Annotated in this window: 27 protein-coding genes; 17 read left to right on the top strand and 10 right to left on the bottom strand. The window is 61.0% G+C overall.

Features of this window, described 5'->3' with window-relative positions:
• Positions 1 to 738 carry an arsenical resistance protein ArsH gene (gene arsH / locus O0881_RS23365; RefSeq protein ID WP_289913296.1) on the top strand — a complete coding sequence of 246 codons (738 nt, stop codon included), beginning with the start codon at positions 1 to 3 and terminating at the stop codon, positions 736 to 738.
• A gap of 66 nt (positions 739 to 804) precedes the next feature.
• On the opposite strand, the gene ispB is transcribed toward arsH, so the two are convergent.
• Positions 805 to 1,794, bottom strand: coding sequence for an octaprenyl diphosphate synthase (ispB, locus tag O0881_RS23370; protein ID WP_099395339.1), 990 nt, complete (start codon positions 1,792 to 1,794; stop codon positions 805 to 807).
• Between the two features lie 304 nt (positions 1,795 to 2,098).
• Here ispB and rplU point away from each other — a divergent pair, with 304 nt between their 5' ends.
• From rplU to proB, 5 genes are all read left to right on the top strand, one after another.
• On the top strand, positions 2,099 to 2,410 hold the full coding sequence (rplU, locus tag O0881_RS23375; protein ID WP_034754730.1) for a 50S ribosomal protein L21: 312 nt from the start codon (positions 2,099 to 2,101) through the stop codon (positions 2,408 to 2,410).
• Between the two features lie 40 nt (positions 2,411 to 2,450).
• A complete protein-coding gene (gene rpmA / locus O0881_RS23380) occupies positions 2,451 to 2,723 on the top strand; it encodes a 50S ribosomal protein L27 (RefSeq protein ID WP_070219281.1) in 273 nt (90 codons plus the stop codon).
• Between the two features lie 113 nt (positions 2,724 to 2,836).
• Positions 2,837 to 3,946: a GTPase ObgE gene (obgE, locus tag O0881_RS23385; RefSeq protein ID WP_077400162.1), complete on the top strand. Its 1,110-nt coding sequence runs from the start codon at positions 2,837 to 2,839 to the stop codon at positions 3,944 to 3,946.
• 12 nt (positions 3,947 to 3,958) lie between these two features.
• On the top strand, positions 3,959 to 4,369 hold the full coding sequence (locus tag O0881_RS23390) for a hypothetical protein (RefSeq protein WP_035825091.1): 411 nt from the start codon (positions 3,959 to 3,961) through the stop codon (positions 4,367 to 4,369).
• Positions 4,370 to 4,396: 27 nt separating this feature from the next.
• Positions 4,397 to 5,515 (top strand): glutamate 5-kinase, encoded by a 1,119-nt coding sequence (gene proB / locus O0881_RS23395; RefSeq protein ID WP_251349774.1) that lies wholly within the window; start codon positions 4,397 to 4,399, stop codon positions 5,513 to 5,515.
• A 54-nt stretch (positions 5,516 to 5,569) separates the two neighbouring features.
• On the opposite strand, the gene nth is transcribed toward proB, so the two are convergent.
• Together nth and rsxB are read right to left on the bottom strand one after the other, a co-directional pair.
• Positions 5,570 to 6,217, bottom strand: coding sequence for an endonuclease III (gene nth / locus O0881_RS23400; protein WP_034782448.1), 648 nt, complete (start codon positions 6,215 to 6,217; stop codon positions 5,570 to 5,572).
• Complete coding sequence (gene rsxB, locus O0881_RS23405; protein WP_289913297.1) at positions 6,214 to 6,945, bottom strand: electron transport complex subunit RsxB; 732 nt, start codon at positions 6,943 to 6,945, stop codon at positions 6,214 to 6,216. The genes nth and rsxB overlap by 4 nt, the downstream gene beginning before the upstream one ends.
• A gap of 363 nt (positions 6,946 to 7,308) precedes the next feature.
• Here rsxB and O0881_RS23410 point away from each other — a divergent pair, with 363 nt between their 5' ends.
• From O0881_RS23410 to O0881_RS23420, 3 genes are all read left to right on the top strand, one after another.
• Positions 7,309 to 8,049 (top strand): transporter substrate-binding domain-containing protein, encoded by a 741-nt coding sequence (locus O0881_RS23410; protein WP_289906363.1) that lies wholly within the window; start codon positions 7,309 to 7,311, stop codon positions 8,047 to 8,049.
• 129 nt (positions 8,050 to 8,178) lie between these two features.
• Entirely contained in the window at positions 8,179 to 10,743 is a 2,565-nt protein-coding gene (locus tag O0881_RS23415; RefSeq protein WP_289913298.1) for a TonB-dependent receptor, read from the top strand.
• A 42-nt stretch (positions 10,744 to 10,785) separates the two neighbouring features.
• Positions 10,786 to 11,469, top strand: a complete 684-nt coding sequence (locus O0881_RS23420; protein ID WP_289913299.1) for a DOPA 4,5-dioxygenase family protein — start codon at positions 10,786 to 10,788, stop codon at positions 11,467 to 11,469.
• Between the two features lie 65 nt (positions 11,470 to 11,534).
• On the opposite strand, the gene phaZ is transcribed toward O0881_RS23420, so the two are convergent.
• The 4 genes from phaZ to O0881_RS23440 all read right to left on the bottom strand — a co-directional run bounded on the left by phaZ (position 11,535) and on the right by O0881_RS23440 (position 15,461).
• Positions 11,535 to 12,755, bottom strand: coding sequence for a polyhydroxyalkanoate depolymerase (gene phaZ / locus O0881_RS23425; RefSeq protein WP_077400193.1), 1,221 nt, complete (start codon positions 12,753 to 12,755; stop codon positions 11,535 to 11,537).
• A 275-nt stretch (positions 12,756 to 13,030) separates the two neighbouring features.
• Positions 13,031 to 13,354 carry a ferredoxin FdxA gene (gene fdxA / locus O0881_RS23430; protein WP_010395176.1) on the bottom strand — a complete coding sequence of 108 codons (324 nt, stop codon included), beginning with the start codon at positions 13,352 to 13,354 and terminating at the stop codon, positions 13,031 to 13,033.
• A 332-nt stretch (positions 13,355 to 13,686) separates the two neighbouring features.
• A complete protein-coding gene (locus O0881_RS23435) occupies positions 13,687 to 13,974 on the bottom strand; it encodes a protealysin inhibitor emfourin (RefSeq protein WP_077400196.1) in 288 nt (95 codons plus the stop codon).
• A gap of 89 nt (positions 13,975 to 14,063) precedes the next feature.
• Complete coding sequence (locus tag O0881_RS23440) at positions 14,064 to 15,461, bottom strand: hypothetical protein (protein ID WP_289913300.1); 1,398 nt, start codon at positions 15,459 to 15,461, stop codon at positions 14,064 to 14,066.
• A 200-nt stretch (positions 15,462 to 15,661) separates the two neighbouring features.
• Here O0881_RS23440 and O0881_RS23445 point away from each other — a divergent pair, with 200 nt between their 5' ends.
• The 4 genes from O0881_RS23445 (at position 15,662) to proX (ending at position 19,920) form a co-directional block, all read left to right on the top strand.
• The gene (locus O0881_RS23445; RefSeq protein ID WP_099665323.1) at positions 15,662 to 15,946 is read left to right on the top strand and encodes a polyhydroxyalkanoic acid system family protein; all 285 of its coding nucleotides are present in this window, start codon (positions 15,662 to 15,664) and stop codon (positions 15,944 to 15,946) included.
• Positions 15,947 to 16,519: 573 nt separating this feature from the next.
• On the top strand, positions 16,520 to 17,752 hold the full coding sequence (proV, locus tag O0881_RS23450) for a glycine betaine/L-proline ABC transporter ATP-binding protein ProV (RefSeq protein WP_099668215.1): 1,233 nt from the start codon (positions 16,520 to 16,522) through the stop codon (positions 17,750 to 17,752).
• Positions 17,749 to 18,852, top strand: a complete 1,104-nt coding sequence (proW, locus tag O0881_RS23455; RefSeq protein WP_289913301.1) for a glycine betaine/L-proline ABC transporter permease ProW — start codon at positions 17,749 to 17,751, stop codon at positions 18,850 to 18,852. The genes proV and proW overlap by 4 nt, the downstream gene beginning before the upstream one ends.
• Positions 18,853 to 18,861: 9 nt before the next feature.
• The gene (gene proX / locus O0881_RS23460) at positions 18,862 to 19,920 is read left to right on the top strand and encodes a glycine betaine/L-proline ABC transporter substrate-binding protein ProX (protein ID WP_289913302.1); all 1,059 of its coding nucleotides are present in this window, start codon (positions 18,862 to 18,864) and stop codon (positions 19,918 to 19,920) included.
• 92 nt (positions 19,921 to 20,012) lie between these two features.
• Here proX and O0881_RS23465 read toward each other — a convergent pair whose 3' ends face one another.
• From O0881_RS23465 to O0881_RS23475, 3 genes are all read right to left on the bottom strand, one after another.
• A complete protein-coding gene (locus O0881_RS23465) occupies positions 20,013 to 20,483 on the bottom strand; it encodes a GNAT family N-acetyltransferase (RefSeq protein WP_289913303.1) in 471 nt (156 codons plus the stop codon).
• Positions 20,484 to 20,526: 43 nt separating this feature from the next.
• Entirely contained in the window at positions 20,527 to 20,781 is a 255-nt protein-coding gene (locus O0881_RS23470; protein ID WP_034782468.1) for an acyl-CoA-binding protein, read from the bottom strand.
• 199 nt (positions 20,782 to 20,980) lie between these two features.
• Positions 20,981 to 21,337 (bottom strand): FKBP-type peptidyl-prolyl cis-trans isomerase, encoded by a 357-nt coding sequence (locus tag O0881_RS23475; RefSeq protein WP_034782471.1) that lies wholly within the window; start codon positions 21,335 to 21,337, stop codon positions 20,981 to 20,983.
• Positions 21,338 to 21,534: 197 nt separating this feature from the next.
• Between O0881_RS23475 and O0881_RS23480 the strand changes: the two genes are divergently transcribed.
• The 4 genes from O0881_RS23480 (at position 21,535) to O0881_RS23495 (ending at position 25,247) form a co-directional block, all read left to right on the top strand.
• Positions 21,535 to 22,506: a beta-propeller fold lactonase family protein gene (locus tag O0881_RS23480; protein WP_034760259.1), complete on the top strand. Its 972-nt coding sequence runs from the start codon at positions 21,535 to 21,537 to the stop codon at positions 22,504 to 22,506.
• 70 nt (positions 22,507 to 22,576) lie between these two features.
• Positions 22,577 to 23,383, top strand: a complete 807-nt coding sequence (locus tag O0881_RS23485) for a polysaccharide deacetylase family protein (RefSeq protein WP_289913546.1) — start codon at positions 22,577 to 22,579, stop codon at positions 23,381 to 23,383.
• Entirely contained in the window at positions 23,380 to 24,420 is a 1,041-nt protein-coding gene (locus O0881_RS23490) for a sterol desaturase family protein (RefSeq protein ID WP_289906356.1), read from the top strand. Before O0881_RS23485 ends, O0881_RS23490 begins: the two co-directional genes overlap by 4 nt.
• The gene (locus tag O0881_RS23495) at positions 24,420 to 25,247 is read left to right on the top strand and encodes an EI24 domain-containing protein (RefSeq protein WP_099665319.1); all 828 of its coding nucleotides are present in this window, start codon (positions 24,420 to 24,422) and stop codon (positions 25,245 to 25,247) included. The genes O0881_RS23490 and O0881_RS23495 overlap by 1 nt, the downstream gene beginning before the upstream one ends.
• The last annotated feature ends 19 nt before the right edge of the window (positions 25,248 to 25,266 follow it).

Consider the following 25,266-nt stretch of genomic DNA (forward strand, 5'->3'; position numbering starts at 1 on the left):
ATGGCAGACCTTGCCAACGAGTTGCCGAACATCAGCGCCGCGCACCTGGACGTGCCGGACCTGGACAAGCTGGCGCCGGCCAGCGTGTCCACCCACGCGCCGCGCATCTTGCTGCTGTACGGTTCCTTGCGCGAGCGCTCGTACAGCAAATTGCTGACCCTGGAGGCGGAGCGCATCCTGCGTCACTTCGGCGCCGACACGCGCGTGTTCGACCCGCACGGCTTGCCCATGGTCGACAGCGTGCCGCCCGAGCATCCGAAAGTGCAGGAGTTGCGGGCACTGTCGCTGTGGTCGGAAGGGCAAGTCTGGTGCAGCCCCGAGCGACATGGCGCCGTCACGGGCGTGTTCAAATCGCAGATCGACTGGCTGCCGCTGGAAACGGGCAGCGTGCGGCCCACGCAGGGGCGCACTCTTGCTGTGATGCAAGTGTCCGGTGGTTCGCAATCGTTCAATGCCGTCAACGGCTTGCGCGTGCTGGGGCGCTGGATGCGCATGGTCACCATTCCGAACCAGTCTTCCGTTGCCAAGGCGTACCAGGAATTCGACGATGACGGCCGCATGAAGCCGTCGCCGTATTACGAGCGCCTGGTCGACGTGATGGAGGAACTGTACAAATTCACCCTGCTGGTGCGCGACCGCCGCGATTACCTGGGCAGCCGCTACAGCGAGCGGCTGGAAGCGGCGCCGGCCATCGTGCAGGAATTGGCGGGCGCGGCAATGGAGCACGAGCGCACCTAGCTTTTCGACAGTGCATAAAAAACGGCGCCATCGGCGCCGTTGTCTTTGCTGTAACGCAAATCGCGATCAGTGATTGCGGTCCACGGCAAACGAGCACAGTTGCAGCATGGATTGCTTGTAGACGCTGTCCGGCCAGCCGGCGATGGCATCGGCGGCGCGCTGGCCGGCGATTTCCGCCTGCTTGCGCGTGTAGTCGAGGGCGCCGCTGCTGGTGATGGCCGTCAGGACGGCGTCGAAATGCTGTTCGTCGCCTTGCTCGATGCAGCTGCGCACCAGTTCGCGTTGCTCTGGCGTACCGTTTTCCATCAGCCAGATCAGCGGCATGGTCGGTTTGCCTTCGCGCAAGTCGTCGCCCACGTTCTTGCCGATTTCGGCAGCGTCGCCTGCATAGTCGAGCACGTCGTCGATCAGCTGGAAAGCCGTGCCCAGCGAGCGGCCGTATTCGGCAGCCGCTTCGATATCGTCTTCGCTGGCGCCGGCGATCAGGGCGCCCAGTTGCGCCGACGCTTCGAACAGCTTGGCCGTCTTCGAGCGGATGACGTTCAGGTAGCTGTCTTGCGTCACGTCCGGATCGTGCATGTTCAGCAACTGCAGCACTTCGCCTTCGGCGATCACGTTGGTGGCGTCGGACAGGATTTGCATGACGCGCATATTATTCAGCGAGACCATCAACTGGAACGAGCGCGAGTGCAGGAAATCGCCCACCAGCACCGAGGCGGCATTGCCGAACAGGGCGTTGGCCGTCTGGCGTCCGCGGCGCATCGACGATTCGTCGACGACGTCGTCGTGCAGCAGGGTGGCGGTATGGATGAATTCGACCACGGCGGCCAGTTCATGGTGCGCCGTGCCGCGATAGGCGTGGGCATTGGCCACCAGCAAGATCAGCACGGGACGGATGCGTTTGCCGCCTGCGCTGATGATGTATTCAGCGATCTGGTTGATCAGAATCACATCGGAGTGCAACTTTTGGCGGATCACCGTATTGACTGCGTCCATATCGGCGGCAATCGTTTGCACGATGGTGTTTTGGTTAACGTGTTTGTTAGCGTCAGACAAGGCGAACCTGCATTAGATTGTGGGTGCCGCGATTATACGACAAGGCTTGCGCGTGCGTGATGTTTGCCTATGACTGTAGAGCAATTGATTGATCTGCTTGGCACTGGCGCGCGTTTTGCTGTCCGCCTGGCGCAAGCCTGACATGATGGTCAGGTTGTCGACATACCACGATCGTCAAGCTTTGTGAATACTTTTTGACGCAATTTCTCAGTCCGTGTATAATCGCTGGTTCCCCCTGTTGTGCACGGCTTGCTTTTCATGGCAGTGGGACAAATTCTTTCAACATTTGATGAGGTTTCAAATCATGTACGCGGTCATAAAAACCGGTGGCAAACAATACAAAGTTGTCGCTGGCGAAAAACTTAAAGTAGAACAGATACCGGCAGACATTGGTTCCGAAATCACCATCGATCAAGTGCTCGCAGTAGGCGCGGGCGACAGCATCAAGTTTGGTGCTCCATTGGTCGAAGGTGCAACGGTACTGGTTACGGTTGTGGCGCATGGTCGCCATGATAAGGTCAAAATTTTCAAGATGCGTCGTCGTAAGCACTACCAAAAGCATCAAGGCCATCGCCAGAATTTTACCGAAATCCAAATCGTTTCGATCAACGGCTAATCGCCGCTGTTTGAATTAATCAGCTATCAAGGAGTCTTAAATGGCACATAAAAAAGGCGGCGGCACAACGCGAAACGGCCGTGATTCAGAATCAAAACGTCTGGGCGTTAAAGTCTACGGCGGCCAAGCTATCAATGCTGGCGGCATCATCATTCGTCAACGCGGCACCCCAGTGCGCGCCGGCGAAGGCGTAGGCATGGGCAAGGACCACACGTTGTTCGCGCTGATCGCGGGCAAAGTGAAGTTCGTTGTCAAAGGTGCTGGCTCGAAGCAATTCGTGACCGTTGTACCAAACGAAGCAGTACCAGCGTAATTCATCGCGGAGCGCCAGTTCGCTCCGCCATGATCGCATGATGTAAGGCGCAAGCCTTCAATCGAAAGGCTCTGCCCAAGGTAGAGCCTTTTTAGTTTTATGGCGGCAAAATTATGAAGTTTATCGACGAAGCAAAAATCGAAGTCATCGCGGGCGATGGCGGCAACGGCTGCGCATCTTTCTGCCGTGAAAAATTCCGGCCTTTCGGCGGTCCCGATGGCGGCGATGGCGGCAAGGGCGGGTCCATCTGGGCTGTCGCCGACCGCAATATCAACACGCTCGTCGATTTCCGTTTCTCCAAAATGCACAAGGCTCGCAATGGCGAGCCTGGCCGTGGCGCAGATTGCTATGGCAAGGGCGCGGATGACATCCACCTGCGCATGCCTGTGGGCACCTTGATCATCGACAACGCGAGCGGCGAAATCCTGGCCGATTTGACCGAACACGGCCAGATCGAATTGCTGGCCAAGGGCGGCGAAGGCGGCTGGGGCAATATCCACTTCAAGTCCTCGACCAACCGCGCGCCACGCCAAAAAGGCGAGGGCAAGGAAGGCGAACGCCGCGAACTGCGCCTGGAACTGAAAGTCCTGGCTGACGTGGGTCTGCTGGGCATGCCGAACGCCGGCAAGTCGACCTTCATTTCGGCCGTCTCGAACGCGCGCCCGAAAATTGCCGATTATCCATTTACCACCCTGCACCCGAACCTGGGCGTGGTGCGCGTGTCGCACGAGAAGAGCTTTGTGATCGCCGATATTCCCGGCTTGATCGAAGGCGCTTCCGAAGGCGCGGGCCTGGGCCATCAATTCCTGCGTCACTTGCAGCGCACGGGTCTGCTGTTGCACATCGTCGACCTGGCGCCGTTCGAAACCAACGTCGATCCTGTCAAGGAAGCCAAGGCGCTGGTGAAGGAATTGAAGAAGTACGACGAGTCGCTGGTCGACAAGCCGCGCTGGCTGGTGTTGAACAAGCTCGACATGGTGCCGGAAGAAGAGCGCAAGAAGATCGTCAAGGACTTCCTCAAGCGTTTCGCCTGGAAAGGTCCCGTCTTCGAGATCTCCGCGCTGAACCATCAAGGTTGCCCGGAACTGGTGAATGCGATTTACCAGCATCTGGAAGCGAAGAAACACAGCGAAAGCCGTGCCGAAGAAACGCAGATGACCGAAGAAGCGCGCGGTATCTCGTCGATCGACCCGGATGATCCGCGTTTCAAGATCCTCGACTAAGGCTTTACCCTGATGTCGGTACAGACGGCCGCTGCCGCGCCAGCGCGCAAGCAAGCGTGGCAGCGCCGTGTATTGCATCTGATCGCGTATGCTTACGGGCTGAGCGCGGTCGCCTGCCTGTTGTTCGCCGATGAAATGGCGGCCGGCATGGGCATCTTCCTCAATGGCGTCAATGGCTACAGCCAGTTCTACGCCACGCATGTCGGTGTCTGGGGCGCTACCGCGCTCCTGGCGCTGTTCGCGGCACGGCAGGGCGAACCGCCTGTCCTCGGCGATATCACAGCAATGTTGGTCCTGGCGCAGCCCGCCGGCCGTCTGTTCGCGGCCATCAGCTTCGGCTTGCCCCAGGGTTTTGTGTTGTTCATGTGCGCAATGGAGCTGACGGCGGGGCTGGCCTTGCTGCTGCTGCGTCCTGCGCGCTGACGTCTATTAAGTGAAGAGCGCCGCCCCATGGATTCCGTGATTCAAAAAGCTACCCGTATCATCATCAAAGTCGGCTCTTCGCTGGTCACCAACGATGGCCGCGGGCTCGACCATGCCGCCATCGCGCGCTGGGCTGCGCAGATTTCCGGCTTGCGCGCTTTGGGCAAGGAAGTGGTGCTCGTCAGTTCCGGCGCCATCGCCGAAGGCATGCTGCGCCTCGGTTTCGAGCAGCGTCCCACCGATATCCATGAATTGCAGGCCTGCGCCGCCGTCGGCCAGATGGGCCTGGCGCAAATCTATGAAAGCAGCTTCCGTGCCCACAGCCTCGGCACGGCGCAAGTGCTGCTCACGCACGCCGACCTGGCCGACCGCGAACGCTACCTGAATGCCCGCTCCACCCTGACGACCCTGCTGCGCCTGGGCGTGGTGCCGATCATCAATGAAAACGACACGGTCGTCACCGATGAAATCAAGTTCGGCGACAACGATACGCTGGGCGCCCTGGTCGCGAACCTGATCGAAGCCGATGCGCTCGTCATCCTGACGGACCAGCACGGTCTGTTCTCGGCCGACCCGCGCAAGGACCCGACCGCCTACCTGATAACGCAAGGCATCGCTGGCGATCCGGCCCTGGAAGCGATGGCCGGTGGCGCCGGCAGCAGCCTGGGCCGTGGCGGCATGCTGACGAAAATCCTCGCCGCCAAGCGCGCCGCCAAGTCCGGCGCCCACACCATCATCGCCTGGGGCCGCGACAGCGACGTGCTCAGCCGCCTCGCCCAGGGCGAAGCGATCGGCACGGAGTTACTGGCACAAACGGGGCAATTGACGGCGCGTAAGCAGTGGATGGCCGATCATCTGCACACGGCCGGCGCCGTCGTGCTGGACGCGGGCGCCGTGCAAAAGCTGCGCCAGGAAGGCAAGTCCCTGCTGCCGATCGGCGTGACGGGCGTGAACGGCGAATTCGGCCGCGGCGCCGTCATCACCTGCGTCGACGTGGATGGCGTGCCCGTGGCGCGCGGCTTGTCGAACTACACGAGCGGCGAAGCGCGCCGCATCATGCGCAAGCCGTCCACCGAGATCGAAGCGATTCTCGGCTACATGGAAGGCCATGAGCTGATCCACCGCGACAATATGGTGTTGCTGTAAGCGTCCGCTTGCTGCGAATGACAAAAACGGCCCTCGCGGGCCGTTTTTTTTGCCTTACACCACAGCCGGCATCGGCGACTTGTCCTTGTAATCGCACAGGTCGGCAATCATGCAATTCCAGCATTGGGGCTTGCGCGCCGTACATGTGTAGCGGCCGTGCAGGATGAGCCAGTGGTGGGCGTCGTGCAGGAATTCCTTGGGGATGAATTTCAGCAGTTTTTGCTCGACGATATCGACATTCTTGCCTGGCGCGATGCCGGTGCGGTTCGAGACGCGGAAGATATGCGTGTCCACGGCCATCGTCGGTTCGCCAAACGCCGTGTTCATGACCACGTTGGCCGTCTTGCGGCCCACGCCGGGCAAGGCTTCCAGCGAGGCACGGTCGCGCGGCACTTCGCCGCCGTGCTGCTCGAGCAGGATCTGGCAGGTGGCGATGACGTTCTTCGCCTTGGTGCGGAACAGGCCGATGGTGCGGATGTAGCTGGCCAGCTCGTCCACGCCCAGCGCCAGTATCGTGGCTGGCGTATTGGCGACCGGATACAGCAAGCGGGTCGCCTTGTTGACGGACACGTCCGTCGCCTGTGCCGACAGCAGCACGGCGATCAGCAGCTCGAACGGCGTCGTGTAGTCGAGTTCCGTTTTCGGGGAAGGATTGGCGGCGCGAAAGCGCGTAAAGATTTCCAGGCGTTTGGCAGCGTTCATGCGTCTTTTTTCGGGGTGGTGGGGGCTGGCTGGGGGGTATCCGTGCTGGCGGCAGCGGCCTTGGCGCGCGCGCGCTCCATGGCGGCGGCGATGATGGCGCGCTTGCGTTCCTTTTCCGCCTGTTCGTCGGGCGTGACGGGCACTTCCTGCGTCACTTCGCGCATCTTGGCGACGGCCTTGGCAGCCAGGCGCGCTTCGTTTTCCTCTGTTTCGCGGCGCAGGCGCTGCGTGCGGAAATCGTGGCGCGCGCGCGCGTCGTCTGCTTCTGCCTGGCTCCAGGCATCCCAGCCCGTGGCGTCGCCGCTGACGGGGTACATGACGATGCAATCGACGGGGCAGGGCGCCACGCACAAGTCGCAGCCCGTGCACAGGCTTGTCACCACCGTATGCATCTGCTTGGCGGCGCCGACGATGGCGTCCACCGGGCAAGCCTGGATGCACAGGGTACAGCCGATACACAGCGATTCGTCGATATAGGCGATAGATCGCGGACGTTCGAGGCCGTTGACGGGATTGAGCGGAATGACTTTTTTGCCCAGCAAGCCGGCCAGACGCACGATGCCTTGCGCGCCGCCCGGCGGGCACTGGTTGATGTCGGCGCTGCCGGCGGCAATCGCTTCCGCATACGGGCGGCAACCGTTGTAGCCGCATTTGGTGCATTGCGTTTGCGGCAGCAAGTCTTCGATCTGGTCGGCAAGTGAGGGAGGGGCAGGGTGCGGCACGGTCATCTTCCACGGTAAAACGCCATTATCGGCCATCCGGCGCGCGCACAAGTAAAAACCTGTTGCGTGAGAGGGGATAGCCGGCGCCATGACAGCCTGTTGCAGGCGCGCCGCAATCGTATTTTATTTCCCGTGGGAATGTCAAAGTGCAAATAAACAACTTTGCAATTTCTTTTTTTTGTGGGAGCATGATTTTTATCAAGCCAGTGATCAAAAAAAGCCGACCGCCAGTCCTGTTGCCGCGCCTGCATTGCACGGTGCGCCAGGCCATAGGAGCCAAACATGCGTTTCCTCCGGACAGTTGGTTTGCCCTTCTGTTTGTTCATGCACTCTGCACTTGCCCTTGCACACGGGCAGGCTAGCTCCCCCATGGCGCCGCCGGGCGCTGCCAGTTCGCGCATCGTCCGCTTCGCGGCGGAAGACTGGCCGCCCTTTATTTCCCGTAGCCTGCCGGCCGATGGCATGTCGGGCGCCATGGTCAGCGCCGTTTTCGAGCGTCTCGGCTATACGGTCAAATATGACTATTTTCCCTGGAAGCGCGCCATGCAGTTTGGCCTGGCCAGTTCCCGCTATGCCGGGTTTCTGGCCGTGTGGCGCACGCCGGAACGGGAAAAACTCTGCCACTTTTCTGTTCCGGTTGGTAACACGCAGGGTGTGCTGGCCTACCTGAAGGAGGACGGCGTGCCCGGTGCCAGCCTGGCCGACCTGGGCAAGCTGCGCATCGGCACCGTGGCCGGCTACTCGAATGGGGAACAGTTCGATGGCATGGTGGCGCGCGGCGAGCTGAAGACGGAAGAGGGCTTGAACGACGCGACGAACCTGAAGAAACTGTTCATCAAGCGTTACCGCGTGATCGTCATCGAGCGCCATGTCCTGCAGCACTTGTTGATGGGGCGCAACTTCAGCAAGGCCGAGCGCGAACGCATCGCCGTCATCGATACCGTCTTCAAGGAGCGTCCCGTGCATGTGTGCTTCCAGCGCGATGCCGGGGGGGCGGCGTGGCAAAAACGCTTCAACGAGGCGGCGCGCGATATCGATACGGCCCGGCTGGAACGCGATTACTGGAAGCGGCTCGACCAGAGCCTGGCGACCGCCCCGGCGACTCCCTGACACGGCGTGCCGCCGCTGTTGTAAGTTGCCAAAACGAAATATCTAAATACGAAACCATTCGTTCTTGTTTGTTTGTCCATCCTTTAGTCTGCAGCCACTGTGTTGACGACTTTGAAAGGATGTTTTCGTATGCTGGAACCGATTCACAAGCATGACCCCGCCCCGCGTTTACGGCAACTGGCGCACGCCGTCTCCGCCGCCGTACTGCTGCTGGGGGCGCCTGGCGTGCTCCACGCGCAGGCCGCGCCGGACGGCGCTGGCGCGCTGGCTGCCGCGCCGTATGACACCGTCATCGTCACGGGGGCGCGCGGCACGGGCCGCACGGTGGCCAACAGCGCCGCCCCCATCGACGTGATCAGCGCGCAGCAATTGCAAGCCACGGGCAAGCTGAACTTGCTCGATGCGCTGGACACGGCCTTGCCGTCGTTCAACTTGCCAGCCCGCGTGCAGCCGGACCTGGGCAGCATCGTGCGTGCCGGTCAATTGCGCAACCTCGACCCGTCGCATACCCTGGTATTGGTCAATGGCAAGCGCCGGCATACGACGGCCATCGTCAACGAGGATGGTTTTCCCGGTTCCGTCGCCACCGACCTGGCCCTGATACCCACGGGCGCCATTGCACGCGTGGAAATCCTGCGCGACGGCGCCTCGGCCATCTACGGTTCCGACGCCATCGCCGGCGTCATCAACATCATCCTGAAAGCGGATGACAAGGGCAGCTTCAGCACGCAACTCGGCTCCACCTACGACGGCGACGGCACGAACGGTTCCGTGCGCATCGATGGCGGCACGCGCCTGGGCGAACACGGCTTTGCCCACTTCGGCGCCGAAGTCCAGCGCCAGGGCATCGCCGTGCGCAATTTCGGCCTGAATCCCGGCTACCTGTCGTATCCGGCCGTGCGCAACAGCGATGGCCAGCTGGTGAAATTGGGGCCGAACAACAGCTTGCCGGCCGGCGCCTCGCCGAACCCGGCAGAAGCAAGCCGCAACAGCAATCCATGGCGCAATACGGGCGTGCCGCAAAGCACGACCGCTTCGCTCAGCGCCAACTTCGGTTATGACGTGTCGAACGAGGTGCAACTGTACGGCTTCGGCACGTATGCGCACCGCAATGCCCGCTCGGCGCAGAATTTCCGCCTGCCCAATACCATTTTTAATAACAACAAAGGCTTGCTGTCCGTGTATCCCGACGGCTTCACGCCGTATGAAACGACGAGCGAAAACGATTTTTCCCTGACGGGCGGCGTCAAGGGCGAGACGGCCGGCTGGAACTGGGATATCAGCAGTACTTACGGACGCGACGATATCGACGTGGGCGTGGAAAACTCGGCCAATTATTCGCTGAGTTATCCAGGCGGCAAGACGGATTTCACCATCGGCAATCAGCGCTACAGCCGCTCGACCACCAACGCCGACGCGCGCCGTCCCGTGCCGCTGGGATTGAGCGAGCCGGCCGACCTGAGCGTCGGTCTCGAGTATTCGCATGAAACGCAGCAACGCAGCCCGGGTGAGCCCGCTTCCTGGCAGGGCAGCGGCTCATCGGCGCTGGCCGGCTACCTGCCCGTCGACGCCTCGGATACGGCGCGCCACAGCTATGCGGCGTATGTCGGCCTGGGCGCGAAACTGACGCCGCAATTGCTGCTCGACACGGCACTGCGTGCCGAGAAATATTCCGATTTCGGCAGCAAGACGACGGGCCGTTTGTCCGCCCGCTATGACGTCACGCCCACGGTGGCCGTACGCGGCACCGTCAGCAATGGATTCCATGCGCCGAGCCTGGTGACGCAATCGTATTCAAACACCTCCGACCATGCGGGCGTGCCGTATACCCTGGCGCAGCCGAACTCGGCCGCCGCGCGGGCCCTGGGCGCGCAAGCGCTGAAACCGGAAAAATCGACGAATCTGTCGGCCGGGCTGACCTTCAATCCTACGCCCACCCTGCGCCTGGCCGTTGACGCGTATCAAATCAAGGTCAGCGACCGCCTGGGTGTGTCGTCGAACATCGGTATCGACCGCAGCTCGGGCGTGGCGCTCGATGGAAGTGGCCGGCCGCTGACGGCCGCGCAAGCAAGCGTGATCGAAAACCTGCTGCGCTCGGCGGGTTTGACGGTAGGCAATGGCCTCGTCGCGCATTACTTTGCCAACGTGGGCGACACGCGCACGCGCGGCATCGACTTGACGGCCGAGGATATCCTGCGCGTGGCCGACGGCAAGCTGCGCTGGACGGCGGCTGCGAATATCAACCACACGAGCCTGGTCGGCAAGGCGGCCTTGCCGACGGTGCTGCAAGGCTTGCCGAATATCGGCACCCTGAGCAAATCGGCCGAGTACGACTTGCTGTACCGGGCGCCGCGCGACAAGGAAATCGTCACCCTGGCGTATGAAAAGGCGGGCTGGACGTTCAACCTGCGCGAGACGCGCTACGGCAAGCTCAAGCGCCTGAACGTCATCACGGGCGGCGATTACCAGCTGAAAGCCGCCTTCGTGACGGATGTCAGCGTCGGCTACGACATCAGCAAGCGCATCAACGTGACGGTGGGCGCCAACAATGTTTTCGACCAGAAACCGGGCCAGGTGCCGCGGGACGCGCGCAGCGCCGCGAATCTGGCGCAGTACACGGGCGCGTATGACAACTCGGGACCATTGGGCGTACTGGGCGGTTATTACTACGCCCGCGCCACTGTGCACTTTTGATCTGCCTTCTCTCCATATTTATCATCAAGAACAGGAAATCCTATGTCTGACAACAATCAACACGCGGCCATCGACCTGGAATGGGCCAATCTCCTCTCGCCGCAGCGCCGCACGGTCTTGCGCGGCGGCGGCCTGGTGGCGGCATTGGCCGCTTCGGGCCTGGCCGGCACGGCCTTGGCCCAGGATGGCGGCGTCAAGCGCGCCAAACCAGCACCCGGCAAGAGCCCGTGGGGCGAGCATACGGACACGGCACCCACGCCGCGCCCCGTCAGCGTACGGCCCGGTGAGGAAACCTTGCCATCGAAGCCGCGCGCCTACACGGATATCGAGAGTTATCACGCGCATATCTATTTTGACGAAGACAGTTACCAGAAGGCGGCGCTGATACGCAAGTGGGCGGCCGAGCGCTTCCAGATCGAACTGGGTGACTGGAACCTGGAGCCGCGCGGCCCGCACGTGACGCCGTCGTTTTACTTTGGTTTTACGAATGACTTGCTGCCCGTCATCGTGCCGTGGCTGCAGCTCAATAGCCTGGGCCTGACGATACTGATACACCCGAACACGGAAGATCCCCGCGCCGACCATTTGTATTACGCGCTGTGGGTGAACCGCTCGCAGCCCGTGAATGGCTATGCGATGAAGAAGCCGGGGCCGGGCGAGCCGCGAGTCGAGCAAATCTTTGTCAATACGCGTCCGACGGTGAAGATCGAAACGTCACGCGCATGAGCCGGGCATAAAAAAACGGCACGCCAGGGTAGCCTGGCGTGCCGTTTTGCCTGAAATACTGCGGATCAGGAATGTTTCTGGATGAATTCGCCGATTTTCGGGCAAATGATTTCGCGCCAGCGGCGGCCCGAGAAAATGCCATAATGGCCACATTTTGGCGCCACGAAATCCTGCTGCATCTCGGCAGGGATGCCGGAACACAGGTCATGCGCCGCCTGCGTCTGGCCGGCGCCGGAAATGTCGTCCAGCTCGCCTTCTACGGTGAACAGCGCCACATTCGTGATGTCTTGCGGACGCACCAGCTGGCCGCCCACTTTCCACGTGCCCATCGGCAGGCTGAATTCCTGGAAAACCGTTTTAATGGTTTCCAGGTAGTACTCGGCCGGCATGTCCAGCACGGCGTTGTACTCGTTGTAGAACTGGCGATGGCCTTCCGCCGGCTCGTCGTCGCCCGTCACCAGGTGCATGTAGAACTCGCGATGGCTTTGCGCGTGACGGCCCGGGTTCATGGCGATGAAGCCGGCGTGCTGCAGGAAGCCCGGATACACCTTGCGGCCAAAACCCGGGTAGTTCGGCGGCACCGCGTAGATCACGGTGTTTTCAAACCACGAGAATTTCTTTTCCGTCGCCAGGTTGTTCACTTGCGTGGGCGAGCGGCGCGGGTCGATCGGGCCGCCCATCATCGTCATGGTTTTCGGCATGTGCGGATCTTTGGCCGTCGCCATCAGCGAGATGGCAGCCAGCACGGGCACGGTCGGTTGACAGACGGAAATGACGTGCAAGTCAGGCGCCAGCAGGCGGATGAATTCCTGCACATAATAAATGTAGTCGTCCAGGTGGAACGGGCCTTCCGTCAGCGGTACCATGCGCGCGTCCGTCCAGTCGGTGATGTAGACATCGTGCTCGGCCAGCAAGCCGCGCACGGTATCGCGCAGCAGGGTCGAGTGGTGACCGGACAGGGGGGCAACCAGCAAAACTTTGGGCTGTTGCAAGCCAGTGGCTTCTTTCTTGAAGTGAATCAGGCGGCAAAACGGTTTTGTCACGACAACGTGTTCGCGGATGTCGACGTTCTCGCCTTGGACGAGAACGGATTTGATGTCAAATTGTGGTTTTTCGTAGTCTTTGCCAAGGCGGTACATCAGCTCGTAGCCGGCTGCGATGCGTTGCGAAAACGGGGTGTGGGCCAGTGGAGAAACCGGGTTGGTAAATAACTTGGAGGACATGTCTGCCCATTGCATCACCGGAGTGAGGAAGGAGCGTTGCAGTTCGTGCAGTTGGTAAAGCATATATAGTCCTTGTTTAATTCCAAGCGCCAATATCGGCTCAAATATCATAATCCAATTTTACGATATTTGTTGAGGACAAAATGTGCATTACCGCGCATAGGTCCACAGTTTGCGCTTTGGTGTGACAGCGCGCCACACTTGCGTGGATAGACCTGCAACGATGCTCTAAAAGCAAAAAAAGCAGCGTTTCCGCTGCTTTTTGTACATTTTTTCGCCGCCACGCCCCTGCGGAGAACAGTGTCTCCGCCGGAAACGCCGCGGCAAGTGCCGTGCGCTTAGCGCACCAGCATGTCAAGTTTGTCCTTGACGTCCTTGTATTGCTCGGCTTCCGGCAAGGCAGCCTTCGTCTTGGTGATCGAAGGCCAGTTACGGGCCAGGTCGACGTTGATCTTGATGAAGGCTTGCTGGTCGCCCGGCACGTCTTCTTCCGCGAAAATCGCGTTCACCGGGCACTCTGCCACGCAGACTGCGCAGTCAATACATTCGTCCGGATCGATTGCCAGGAAGTTCGGGCCTTCCCGGAAACAATCTACCGGGCAGACATCGACGCAGTCGGTATAGCGACAGGCGATGCAGGATTCGGTGACAACGTGGGTCATAACAGTCCTATCAATTTGGGGGGAGGTGCTGTAGCGCCTGCAGGAACCTCGGCGGCGCATACTAAAGCAAAGCATTGTATTTTAAGGCAATTCGCTATTTCTCACAAATCCCGCTTATATACAATACATATAAGCAAATTCATTTTTTGGCAGCGCCGTTGCCGCGCAGAGCGTGCAATTCAGCGACTATCCGGGACGTTACCATGAAGAACGCGGCAAGAAAGCGACAGTCGCCCGATGCTGCAGGGAGCAGGACGGGCGAGGCGGAAGCTCGCCGTGTGGTGTTTTTGTTTTACCCAAATCAAGATCGGTAAAAATAAGTGCCGGAACAATCAGGCGCTGGCGCGTATTTGCGTCAGCAACTGTTGCCAACGTGCATTTTCAGCACTGCCATCTTCGGCAAACGTGATGGTGCGGCGCGCGGCCGGTGCCTCGACGGTGATCTGCCAATGGGGGATATCGGCGCCCACCTGTTCACCCGTGCCCTGCGGGTGCGTGAAAAAACCGCTGCTGGCCAGTGCCGCTTCCAGCCCGGGGCCGGCCGGGTGGGCTTGCGTATCGATGTCGTACTGTTCGCTCAGGCCGGCAAAGCCGCCGCTGCTGCGGGCTGAAATTTTCATGCTGCTCCTTCTTGGGGACGGTGGTGGGAATGTGATGCTGCATGCCTTCGCCTGCGGCTGACCGCTGGCGGGCTTGCGGCGCGGGGCGCTTATCGGGGGGCGTAACTGCGGCACCAGGCCGCCAGCGCTTCGCGCTCCGCTTCCAGCAATTGATCCGATTCGCTGTATTCCGCATGGTTCATGGTACCGCAGCAGGCGCGCCTGTCTTGCACGGCGCCCGCTTCGTCGACGACATCGGGGGCAAAGGTCATTTGTCCATCCTCCGTCATGGCATTGTCCTTGAGCACTTCGCGCACGGTAAAGCTGTTGCGGATGAAATCGAGGTAGCTGGTAAAGCCGTCGGCTTGCGCCAGGGTCAGCATGTGGCCGGCCACGTCAGCGTACGTGGCCGCCTGGTCGGGGGACGCCACCAGGGCGCGCAAGACCAGGCTGCGCAGGTAGTCGCCGCAACGGTGCAGCACGGCCGCGTCATCTTCCAGCTGGGGCTGGCGTTCGTGGGCAAAGATGTCGGCCAGGATGTCGTAGATAGCGCCTGTAAACACTTGCGAGATGGCGTGCACTTCCGTGCCGGCCTCCGACAATTTGATGTCGTTATCGGCATTGCGCAAGCCGTTCGGCCGGCCCAGCGCCAGGCCGAACTGTTCCGCCAGGTCGGCCAGGAAAGTTTTGTCGTGCAGGTCGGACTTGGTTTGCGCGATCACGGCTTCGACCTGGTCCAGCTGAGACAGGGCCAGGAAGATGGCCGTCAGGTCGCCGAACGATTCGTGCAAGCCGCCCGTTTGCGGTGGATTATTGTTGAGCAGCCAATTCGGCTTGAGGCCATCGAGGATGGCGTGCCCGGTTTCATGCGAGACGATGTCGAGCGAGCGGCAAGTGTAGACGCGCTCGGTGGCGCCGCTGGGAATGAAGTCGCCGAACTTGACGGCCTTGTCGCTGCGGCTGTAATAGGCATTCATGACATTGGGCAAGCCGTGCGGGAACACGCGCAGCGGTGCCGTGTTGCTGGCGCTATTCCATTGCCAGGGCAGGGGCGGCGCCGTATTGTTGCTGGCCATCGCGCGCTGGTACATGGTCAGCGTCATGCGCACGATGGCAAACGTGTGCACGGCGTCGAACTGGTCGGTGTTGGGCGAGACGATGAAGTCGCCAAAGGCATTCGGGCTGACCTGGGCGATGCCCGGCTCGCCAAAGGTGATGCGCGCGTCGCGCGGGCCTTGCAGGATCAGGCCGGGCAGGAAGGACTTGCGCGTGCCCAGCTCGCTCACGGACGGGTCTTGCTTCCAGATCAGCACGCGCGAACCGACGGGCACGGCGGCCAGGTTGCGGACCGTGGCGTCCGTCAGGCGGGGCGGACCCGGCTGCAGGGTCAGTTGCGCATTCTTGCGGTGCAGGCGGTAGGGCGCCGAGGGGGTAGGGACATAGCCGACAGGCAAGGACACGCATTGGGTCAGCACGGCTTCGACCGGCACGATGACTTTCTGGTCCATGGTAGCTCTCCAAGACACTCGCAACTGGAATGGAGATAGTCGGCCTGCTTCGGTGGTTGCGGTTTGATGCGGCGCAAGTGCGGCGCAAGAAAGCGCGGTTTTTTCCGTGTGCCGCCGTTCCCCATGGCTGCGGCTGCCGCGTGGCGGCTGGTATGATGCTGGCCGTATGGCACCCGTTTTTATAATAAAAGGATCGTTTGATGGCGGATATAAATATAGTTCAGCAACATAAGCTGACAGCAGCAAAGGCGCGCGAAGCGGCGCAGCAAGTGGCCGACAAGCTGGCCCAGGAATATGACCTGGCGTGCGCCTGGGATGGCGATGTGCTGCGCTTCGAGCGCAGCGGCGTCGATGGTTCGCTGACCCTGGAAAAAGAGCAGGCGCAACTGCAAATCAAGCTGGGCTTCATGCTCAGCGCCTTCGCTTCCACGATTGAAGGCAAGATCGCCGAAAAGATGCGCAAGGTGTTTACCGAGCCAGTTTGATCCGCTTGTCTGGCGCCATGTTTGGTGCTAGAAAACGCGTCGCAGCGATGGGCGAAAAGACGATGAAAACACGTCGCTTTTCGCCTTTTTCACGTCTGACTGTACGCTGGCGAACATTGCTAGCACATTTCTATTTGGAAAGCCATTGGACTTTGGCGGCTTTTTGCGTTATACTTGAGTCATATTTACAACAGCTACACCGCGTTTCACCATCTGCTTCGCAGTACTCCCCACTCGCTGAGTGGTGAATAATTCATTGGGTTTTACACCCGCATCCAGTTAAAAGTAGCTTGGTCGATTTTTTTCGGTCAAATACATTTGGTGCCATGTATTTGCATGGCGCTAGCGTTGTTAAAAGTCCTGAACCACAGCCTCTTTTAGCACGCACACGGCACCCCGGCACCGGCTTTGGCCATCCGCTGGTCACATGCGTGTCACCCCCTGTTTCCTGTCGCTCCCGTGCGCTTTTTTGCGCCGTGGCGTAGCCGACGCAACAGGGTTTGCTGATTCCCGCCGCAAGCTGGCAGCTTGCTGGGTTTCATTCCATTCGTCAAATCGAGGGAGAACCACATCGTGGCAAAACAAATCATTATCGACCATGTGTTCAAAGTGTTCGGCGACAAGCCAGAAGAAGCACTTGAACTCGTCCATCAGGGCGCCAGCAAGCAGGATATCCTGGCCCAGACTGACTGCACCATCGGCGTTTTCGACGCCACCTTTACCATTGAAGCGGGTGAGATCTTCGTCATCATGGGCCTGTCCGGTTCGGGCAAGTCGACCCTGGTGCGCATGCTGAACCGCCTGATCGAGCCGACCGCCGGCCGCATCTTGATCGACGGCAACGACATCAATACCTTGCCGGACGCCCAGCTGCGTGCCCTGCGCCGCAAGGACATCAGCATGGTGTTCCAGTCGTTCGCGCTGCTGCCGCAAATTACCGTGCTCGACAACACTGCCTTCGGCATGGAACTGGCCGGCATGCCCAAGGCCGAGCGCCATGCGCTGGCCCAGCAAGCGCTGGAGCAGGTGGGCCTGGACGGCTACGGCGCCAGCTATCCCGACGAATTGTCGGGCGGCATGCAGCAGCGCGTGGGCCTGGCCCGTGCATTGGCCTGCGATCCATCGATTCTGCTGATGGATGAAGCGTTTTCCGCGCTCGATCCGATTATCCGTACGGAAATGCAATCGGAACTGCTGCGCTTGCAGCAAATCAAGCGCCGCACCATCGTCTTCATTTCGCATGACCTCGACGAAGCCATGCGCATCGGCGACCGCGTTGCCATCATGAAAGACGGCCACGTGGTGCAAGTGGGCACGCCGGAAGAAATCCTGCGTAAACCTGCCAACGATTACGTGCGCAACTTCGTGCGCGGCGTCGATGCGGCGGCCGTCTTCAAGGCCAGCGATATTGCCCGCAAGAGCCAGATCGTCGTGTCCGAGTCGCCGAGCCGCGGCTCGCGCGCCGCGCTGTCGATGCTGGAAGAGCAGGATCGCGCGTTTGCGTATGTCGTCAATCCGCAGCGCAAGTTTCTCGGCGTCGTCTCGGCCGATTCGCTGCGCAGTGCGCTCGACGGCCATGTGGGTCCGCTGGGCCTGGCGCATGCCTATTTGCCCGACGTGCAGACCATCAATGCAGATGAGCCAGTCGCCGGCCTGTTCGGCCAGGTGGCGCAACTGCCTTACGCCGTCCCTGTGGTGGCCAATGACGGCAGCTTCCGCGGCGCCATCAGCAAGACAACCTTGCTGAAGTTCCTCGACCGCGACACGCCAGCCATAGCCGAACAACAACAGAAAGGACAAGCATGAATCCAAGCACCGTTTCCGCAGTAGAACCTGTTGTTGAACAGGCCGCCCAAATCAATCCCTGGGCGCTGACGCCGCCTACCGACGCCAGCACCGCCTGGCTGGACGCCGCCGCGCCTGCCGTGCAGCCGGAACATGCGTCCGGCTTTCACCTGACGCAGATTTTCGACGGCTCGCTGCCGCTGGAAAGCTGGATCAACCAGGGCCTGGGCTGGGTCGTCGCGCATTTCCGTCCCTTCTTCCAGGCCGTGCGCGCGCCGATCGACAGCGTGCTGTCCGGCGTGGAAGGCGTGCTGCTGGCCGCCCCGTCGCTGACGGTGATCGCCATCATCGGCTTGCTGGCTTGGCAATTTACCAGCCGCACCCTGGCCATCGGCACCGTGCTGGCGCTGCTGGTGGTGTCCATGCTGGGCATCTGGCCGGAAGCCATGACGACCCTGTCGCTGGTCTTGACGTCGCTGGCGTTCTGCCTGGCCATTGGCTTGCCGTTGGGTATCTTCCTTGCCAGCAGCGACCGCGCGCAGAATATCCTGCGCCCCCTGCTCGACGCCATGCAGACGACGCCCGCGTTTGTCTACCTGGTGCCCGTGGTGATGCTGTTTGGTATCGGTAATGCGCCTGGCGTGATCGTGACGATCATCTTTGCCCTGCCGCCGCTGGTACGTCTGACCAACCTCGGCATCCGCCAGGTACGTCCCGACCTGATCGAAGCGGCCCGCGCATATGGCGCCTCGCCGTGGCAGTTGCTGACCCGCGTGCAATTTCCGCTGGCCATGCCATCGATCATGGCCGGTATCAACCAGTCGCTGATGCTGTCGCTGTCGATGGTCGTGATCGCCTCGATGATCGCCGTCGGCGGCCTGGGCCAGATGGTATTGCGCGGCATCGGCCGCCTGGACATGGGCCTGGCCACCGTGGGCGGCCTGGGCATCGTGCTGCTGGCCATCACCCTGGACCGCTTGACGCAGGCGATGGGCCAGCCACGCCGCGGCGTGCGCCACTGGTACCAGACGGGTCCTGCCGGTTTCGTGCTGTGCCTGGTGCGCGGCAATGCGGAGAAAAATAATGTTGAACAGCAAGTAACGCTGGCCAACGCACAATAAAGGATACACATGCATCAAATCGACAATTTCAAAGTGACGCAAAAATCGCAACGCAAGTTCCAGCTGTTTTCCGCCCTGGCGATCGCCGCCATGGCCCTGACCACCAGCCTGGCCATGGCGCAGACGCCGGCCGCCGCTGCCGATGCGCTGCCCGGCAAGGGCGTCAAGGTGCAACCGCTGCAAAGCTCGATCGCGGAAGAAACCTTCCAGACCATGCTGGTCGATAAGGCCCTGGAAAAGCTGGGCTACGACGTGCAGCCGATCAAGGAAGTGGAATACCCGACGGCGCATATCGCCATTGCCAACGGTGACGCCACCTTCATGGCCGTGCACTGGGACCCGATGCACAAGGATTTCTATAACAATGCGGGCGGCGACGCCAAGCTGTCGCGCACGGGCCAGTATGCGGGGCCTGCCGCGCAAGGTTATCTGATCGACAAGGCGACGGCGGAAAAGTACAACATCACGAATATCGACCAGTTGCGCGATCCCAACCTGGCCAAGCTGTTCGACCATGATGGCGATGGCAAGGCCGACTTGACCGGTTGCAACCCAGGCTGGGGTTGCGAAGCGCTGATCGAGAACCACATGGATGCGTATAAATTGCGCAAGACGGTGACGCACGTGCAGGGCAGCTATGCGGCCCTGATCGCCGACACCCTGGGCCGCTACAAGCGTGGCGAACCGATCCTGTATTACACGTGGACGCCGTACTGGGTCAGCGGCGTGCTGGTGCCGGGCAAGGACGTAGTCTGGCTGAAAGTGCCGTTCTCGGCCAATCCGGACAAGGTGAATACCCGTCTCGACGATGGCAGCGACTACGGCTTTGCCGTCAACACGGCGCGCATCGTGTCGAACAAGGCCTGGGCGGAGAAGAATCCGGCCGCGGCCAAGCTGTTCGAAGTGATGCAATTGCCCGTGGCGGACATCAATGCGCAGAACGAGCGCATGCGCCGCGGCGAAAACACGCAAGCGGATATCGCGCGCCACACGGCTGGCTGGATCAAGTTCCACCAGCAGACGTTTGACGGCTGGATCGCGCAAGCGCTGGCGGCGGCGAAAAAGTAAGTTTGCGGCTGAGACAGGCGTAAAAAAAGTGGCTACCGATTTGGTAGCCACTTTTGCGTTAACGGCCTGTTTTGGTGGTTTTTGGTGAGTTTTTAGGCCATTTCAGCCAGTTTCAGGTGCAAAATGGGGAAAGGCTTGCCAAACGGGTCGCATTCCGAGCGGTTTTCCACGATAAAGCCCAGGTGGCGGTAAAAACCGTGCGCTTGCGCGTTGTGCTCGTTGACATCGACGGCCGTGGCGCCCAGGGCCGCGATGGCGTGACGGACCAGGGTGCGGCCGGCGCCGCTGCCCCGGTGATCCGGATGGACGAACAGCATCTCGATCTTGGCGTGCTCGACGCACAGGAAGGCATGGGCGACGCCGTCATCCGCGCGCAGCACGTGCAGCAGGCGTTCCGCCGTCACCCTGGCCAGCTCCTCGCGCACTAAGGGCATCAGGAAGGCGATATCGCTGTCGGCGAGGAAGTCGTGGGTGGCGCGGACGGACAGGTGCCAGACGTCGAACAGACGGGGCAGGTCGGCGGCGTGCGCCAGGGAAACTGGGGAAAGCGGGGATGGGGTCATGCAGAAATTATACTGCCCCGGCAGGCGCCGGGGCAGGGATACATCAGTCCTTCAAGTCTTCGATCAGGTCGATGTATTGCTGTTGCGCCTCTTCCTTCGAGGTGCCGGCCAGGGCCGCCCAGGCGTCGAACTTGGCGCGGTTGACGAAGTCGGTCATGCCAGGACGCTCGCCCGTGGCGTCGCCGCTCGACGCTTGCTTGAACAAGGCGTAGATTTTCAACAAGGTCATATTGTCCGGACGCTCGGACAGGGTCTTGGAATCGAGCTGCGCTTGTTCGAATTGCTCTTGTAAACTCATGATGGCTCCTGTGTGCTGATGGAATCGCTGGAAAAGTGCGGCAGGCCCGGCGGAGTGGCCACCGTGCGTGCTGCAGTGCCTGACATCATAGTGAAAAAAGCGCGCCGTGCATTAGAGGACACACTCAAAACAAAAACGCCGCCGCTGAGTGAACAGGGGCGGCGTCGGTACAGTCGCTTGAGCGCTGCGGAGTCGGTGCTTATACGCCCAGCAGTTCGACGTCGAAAATCAGGGTGGCGTTCGGAGGAATCACGCCGCCGGCGCCGCGTGCGCCATAGCCCAGTGCTGCCGGGATGATCAGCTGGCGCTTGCCGCCCACTTTCATGCCTTGCACGCCTTCGTCCCAGCCTTGAATGACGCGGCCGGCGCCCAGCGGGAATTCGAATGGATCGTTGCGGTCCTTGCTCGAGTCAAATTTCGCGCCGGCGCTGCCGTCGTCGTTTTGCAGCCAGCCCGTGTAATGCACGACAACATTGTTGCCGGCTTGCGCTTCAGCGCCTTCGCCAACGGTGGTGTCGATGTATTGCAGACCGGAAGCGGTAGTGGTGGTGGTCATGATTATCCTTGTGTAGGCGATGAAAGCTTCAGATTGTAGAGCAATGAGTTGCAAAGCGCCATTCCAGGCCTGGCACGGGGAAAAAACGGAAATTACGGCGATGTGTGGCTGCCGGCAGCATTTAAGGGGGGATTTCACACAATAAATACAGTGTTCCACGTAAAATGCATGTTTTGTATTTAACAGTGATTTTTGCCATGTTCCGCAGTCTACGCCGCCTTGTTTTTTCCTCGCTGTGCCTGGTTTCCGCAATATCGACGGCGCAAGCCGAAGTGGTGGTGGTGCTCAATTCCCGTGATGCTACGGTGCAACTGCTGGACCAGAAAACCTATGCTCCCCTGTCCACCTTTGCCGTCGGCAAGGAACCGCACCATCTGATGGAAACGCCGGACGGCAAGTCGCTGATCGTCGCCAGTTCCGTCGGCAACGAGCTGATTTTCCTCGACCCCGTGTCGGGCCAGATCCAGCGCCGCATCAGCAACATCCTCGACCCGTACCAGATCGGCTTTTCGCCGGACCAGAAATGGTTCATCTCGAACTCCTTGCGCCTGGACCGTATCGACCTGTACCGCTATGACGGCAAGAACCTGACCCTGGCCAAGCGCATTCCGCTGCCAAAGTTGCCCAGCCATATGGCGTTCACGGCCGACAGCACCATGGCTTTCATTACGCAGCAGGGCAGCAACCAGGTCAGCGCCATCGACCTGGCCACGCAAACGGTGAAATGGACCATGCCCGTCGGCCCGGCGCCAGCCGGCATCACGATGACGCCCGATGGCAAGCATTTGCTGGTGGGCATCATGGGCAGCGATTACGTGGAAGTGATCGACTGGCGCACGCAAAAGACCGTCAAGCGCATCAAGGCGGGCGCCGGCACGCACAATTTCCGCGCGCTGGGCGACAACCGCATGACGTTCGTCTCGAACCGCGTGTCGAACACCATCAACATCATCGACCAGCAAACCCTGGAAAACGTGGGCACCATCAATGTGCCGGGCGGCCCCGATTGCATGGAAATCACGCCGGACGGCAAGACCATGTGGGTAACGTTGCGCTGGATCAAGAAAGTGGCCGTGATCGACTTGACCACGCGCAAGGTGATCAAGACCATCCCGGTGGGCCGCTCGCCCCATGGCGTGTACTTCGCCACCCACTCGCCGCGCATGTGATGAGCCGGTGATGATGAAACGCTTCATTTTCGCGGGCCACGGGCCCGCCATGCTGCTGTGCGCCAACGCCATGCTGTCGCCCGCGCATGCCGCCGCACCTGCTGCCGTACCTGCCGCCGTATCTGCTGCCCCAGCCGCATCCCCAGTTGCATCGCCAGCGCCGGCCGCCTGCAAGGGCACCATCTACATGACCTTCGACACGGGTAGCCAGTCGCAAGCGCAGCTGATCGCCGACGTGCTGAACAAGCGCCATGTGAAGGCAACCTTCTTCCTGGCCAATGAAAAGACCACGCGGGGCGACTATTCGCTCGATGACTCGTGGGCGCCGTACTGGAAAGCCCGCGTGGCCGAAGGCCATGCGTTCGGCACGCATACGTTTGACCACGTGTACTGGAAGAAGGATCTGGCCAACGGCTTGATCCAGGTCAAGCCCCAGTTCGGCAAGGATGGCGGCAAGCTGGCGTCGTTCACGGATCAGCAGTTCTGCGAGGAATTGCGCCGCGTCGATACGCGCTTCCAGGAGCTGACCGGGCGCAAGCTCGACCCGTTCTGGCGCGCGCCGGGCGGCTACACGTCGGCGCGCACCCTGGCGGCCGGCAGCGCCTGCGGCTATCAGCACGCGGGCTGGGCGCCGGCCGGCTATTCGGGCGATGAATTGCCCAGTGATAAGTATCCGAACGCCACGCTGCTGAAAAAAGCCCTGGCGAACTTGCGCAGCGGCGACATTTTCATTGCACACATGGGCATCTGGTCGCGCAAGGAGCCGTGGGCACCGGCCAACCTGGACGCCTTGATTTCCGGCCTGCAAGACAAGGGTTTCTGCTTTGCCACCCTGCGCGAGCATCCTGCCTATGCGCGGAAGAAGGGCCAGCCATGATCGCCGCCGACATCGTCAGCTTCGTCACGCCCGTCATCGATGCCGTGGTCGACGCCTTTGGCGCGGCGCAAGGATGGCTGTTCCAGACGGTGGTGAACCCGCTTGTGTATCACCTGGGCTTTGGCGAATTCACGGAAGAAGCGTTCGAGGGCACGGAGTGGCTGCTGATCGGCCTGTGCGAACTGGTGCTGCTGTTTCTCGTGCTGCGTCCGCTCGAAGCCTTGATTCCCGCGCAAAAGATGACGGACCCGCGCGCCCGCTGGAACGATTTTCTCTATACCGTGCTGCACCGCGTCGGCCTGTTTTCCGTCGTGGTCTTCTTCACGCTCGATCCGCTGATGGATGCATTGGCGGGCGCCTTGCGCTTCGACAATATTCATCCATTGAACCTGGAATCGCTGTTGCCCGGCATCAGCCCCTTGCTCAGTTTTATCATCTATTTTGTGATACTGGACTTCGTCGACTATTGCTACCACCGGGCCTCGCACCATTTCGGCTGGTGGTGGGGCTTGCACAGCCTGCATCACAGCCAGCAAAACATGAATTTGTGGAGCGATGACCGCAACCACTTGCTCGATGACTTCCTGCGCGACGTGGTGATGGCGCTGGTGGCGCTCGGCATTGGCGTGCCGCCTGGCCAGTATGTGCTGCTGGTGTCGATTTCGCGCATTTTGCAAAGCTTGCAGCATGCGAATGTGAGGATACACTTCGGTCGCATCGGCGAGCGGCTCTTGATCTCGCCCCGTTTCCACCGCACGCATCACGCGATCGGCGTGGGGCACGAGTCGAAAGGCAAGGGCAGCATGGGTGGTTGCAACTTCGGCGTGGTCTTGCCGATTTGGGATATGCTGCTGGGCACCGCGAATTTCTCGGCGGGCTATGCGCGCACGGGCGTGCGCGACCAGCTGGCCCGCATCGACAGCAACGGTGTCGGCCGGCCGGGGCGCAACTATGGCCGCGGTTTCTGGCAGCAGCAATGGCTGGGCCTGCGCCGCATGGTGGAATTTGCAAGAATTAAACGAAAAGGACGCCGTTGATGCGTAATGTGTTGAATTCGTATGGCCGTGCTTTCCTGTCGCAATTGCATGGCAGGATACTGCTGCTGAGCGTGGCGCCGTTCATCCTGTCGCTGGTGCTGTGGGGTGGCTTGCTGTACGTGGGCTTGCAGCCGCTGATCGACAGCCTGCATGCGCTGTTCACGCAGTACGATTTCTTCCGCACCAGCGGCCAGGTGCTGACCACCTTCGGCCTGGGCGTGCTGAAAGCCGTGATCGTGCCGCTGATCGCCATGTTCATGCTGCTGCCGCTGATGATCCTGACGGCGCTGATCTTCATGGGCCTGTTCGCCATGCCGGCCATCGGCCGCCATATCGGCGGGCGGCACTTTCCTCAGCTGGAAAAGAAGCATGGCGGCAGCCTGCTCGGCAGCGTCGGCACTTCGCTGGCCACGTTTTTACTCTTTATCGTTGCCTGGGTCATCCTGCTGCCCCTGTACGCGTTTCCGCCGGCCGCCCTGGCGGGGCAAGCCGTGCTGTGGGGCTGGCTGACCTACCGCGTGATGGCGTACGACGCCATGGCCGACTACGCCAGCGTGGACGAGCGCCACGCCATCATGCGCACGCAGCGCTGGCCCCTGCTGGCCATCGGCATGGTGTCCGGCGCGGCCGGCGCCGTGCCGGGCTTGCTGTGGATGGGCGGCGCGATGTCGGTGGTGTTCTTCCCCTTCCTGGCGGCGTTCGCCATCTGGCTGTATGTGCTGATATTCATCTTTACGGGGCTGTGGTTCCAGTATTACTGCCTGGAAGCACTGTCGCGGTTGCGGGGCGTACGCGGCATGACCGACGTGGCGCCGGCGGACGCTTGAGTATTTTTATCGAATTCTA

The sequence above is a fragment of the Janthinobacterium sp. SUN100 genome (genome assembly GCF_030397705.1).
Taxonomy (GTDB): Bacteria; Pseudomonadota; Gammaproteobacteria; order Burkholderiales; family Burkholderiaceae_D; genus Janthinobacterium; species Janthinobacterium kumbetense.

What these genes read in the sequence shown, in the direction of transcription:
- arsH (WP_289913296.1), top strand. Translation starts at nt 1, where the DNA reads ATGGCAGACCTTGCCAACGAGTTGCCGAACATCAGCGCCGCGCACCTG.
- rsxB (WP_289913297.1), bottom strand. Translation starts at nt 6,945, where the DNA reads ATGACCGTGCCGCACCCTGCCCCTCCCTCACTTGCCGACCAGATCGAA.
- O0881_RS23495 (WP_099665319.1), top strand. Translation starts at nt 24,420, where the DNA reads ATGCGTAATGTGTTGAATTCGTATGGCCGTGCTTTCCTGTCGCAATTG.
- proW (WP_289913301.1), top strand. Translation starts at nt 17,749, where the DNA reads ATGAATCCAAGCACCGTTTCCGCAGTAGAACCTGTTGTTGAACAGGCC.
- O0881_RS23465 (WP_289913303.1), bottom strand. Translation starts at nt 20,483, where the DNA reads ATGACCCCATCCCCGCTTTCCCCAGTTTCCCTGGCGCACGCCGCCGAC.
- O0881_RS23475 (WP_034782471.1), bottom strand. Translation starts at nt 21,337, where the DNA reads ATGACCACCACCACTACCGCTTCCGGTCTGCAATACATCGACACCACC.
- obgE (WP_077400162.1), top strand. Translation starts at nt 2,837, where the DNA reads ATGAAGTTTATCGACGAAGCAAAAATCGAAGTCATCGCGGGCGATGGC.
- O0881_RS23445 (WP_099665323.1), top strand. Translation starts at nt 15,662, where the DNA reads ATGGCGGATATAAATATAGTTCAGCAACATAAGCTGACAGCAGCAAAG.
- O0881_RS23415 (WP_289913298.1), top strand. Translation starts at nt 8,179, where the DNA reads ATGCTGGAACCGATTCACAAGCATGACCCCGCCCCGCGTTTACGGCAA.
- O0881_RS23490 (WP_289906356.1), top strand. Translation starts at nt 23,380, where the DNA reads ATGATCGCCGCCGACATCGTCAGCTTCGTCACGCCCGTCATCGATGCC.
- O0881_RS23390 (WP_035825091.1), top strand. Translation starts at nt 3,959, where the DNA reads ATGTCGGTACAGACGGCCGCTGCCGCGCCAGCGCGCAAGCAAGCGTGG.
- proB (WP_251349774.1), top strand. Translation starts at nt 4,397, where the DNA reads ATGGATTCCGTGATTCAAAAAGCTACCCGTATCATCATCAAAGTCGGC.
- rplU (WP_034754730.1), top strand. Translation starts at nt 2,099, where the DNA reads ATGTACGCGGTCATAAAAACCGGTGGCAAACAATACAAAGTTGTCGCT.
- O0881_RS23470 (WP_034782468.1), bottom strand. Translation starts at nt 20,781, where the DNA reads ATGAGTTTACAAGAGCAATTCGAACAAGCGCAGCTCGATTCCAAGACC.
- rpmA (WP_070219281.1), top strand. Translation starts at nt 2,451, where the DNA reads ATGGCACATAAAAAAGGCGGCGGCACAACGCGAAACGGCCGTGATTCA.
- fdxA (WP_010395176.1), bottom strand. Translation starts at nt 13,354, where the DNA reads ATGACCCACGTTGTCACCGAATCCTGCATCGCCTGTCGCTATACCGAC.
- O0881_RS23410 (WP_289906363.1), top strand. Translation starts at nt 7,309, where the DNA reads ATGGCGCCGCCGGGCGCTGCCAGTTCGCGCATCGTCCGCTTCGCGGCG.
- O0881_RS23435 (WP_077400196.1), bottom strand. Translation starts at nt 13,974, where the DNA reads ATGAAAATTTCAGCCCGCAGCAGCGGCGGCTTTGCCGGCCTGAGCGAA.
- proX (WP_289913302.1), top strand. Translation starts at nt 18,862, where the DNA reads ATGCATCAAATCGACAATTTCAAAGTGACGCAAAAATCGCAACGCAAG.
- O0881_RS23480 (WP_034760259.1), top strand. Translation starts at nt 21,535, where the DNA reads ATGTTCCGCAGTCTACGCCGCCTTGTTTTTTCCTCGCTGTGCCTGGTT.
- O0881_RS23485 (WP_289913546.1), top strand. Translation starts at nt 22,577, where the DNA reads ATGCTGTCGCCCGCGCATGCCGCCGCACCTGCTGCCGTACCTGCCGCC.
- nth (WP_034782448.1), bottom strand. Translation starts at nt 6,217, where the DNA reads ATGAACGCTGCCAAACGCCTGGAAATCTTTACGCGCTTTCGCGCCGCC.
- O0881_RS23440 (WP_289913300.1), bottom strand. Translation starts at nt 15,461, where the DNA reads ATGGACCAGAAAGTCATCGTGCCGGTCGAAGCCGTGCTGACCCAATGC.
- O0881_RS23420 (WP_289913299.1), top strand. Translation starts at nt 10,786, where the DNA reads ATGTCTGACAACAATCAACACGCGGCCATCGACCTGGAATGGGCCAAT.
- phaZ (WP_077400193.1), bottom strand. Translation starts at nt 12,755, where the DNA reads ATGCTTTACCAACTGCACGAACTGCAACGCTCCTTCCTCACTCCGGTG.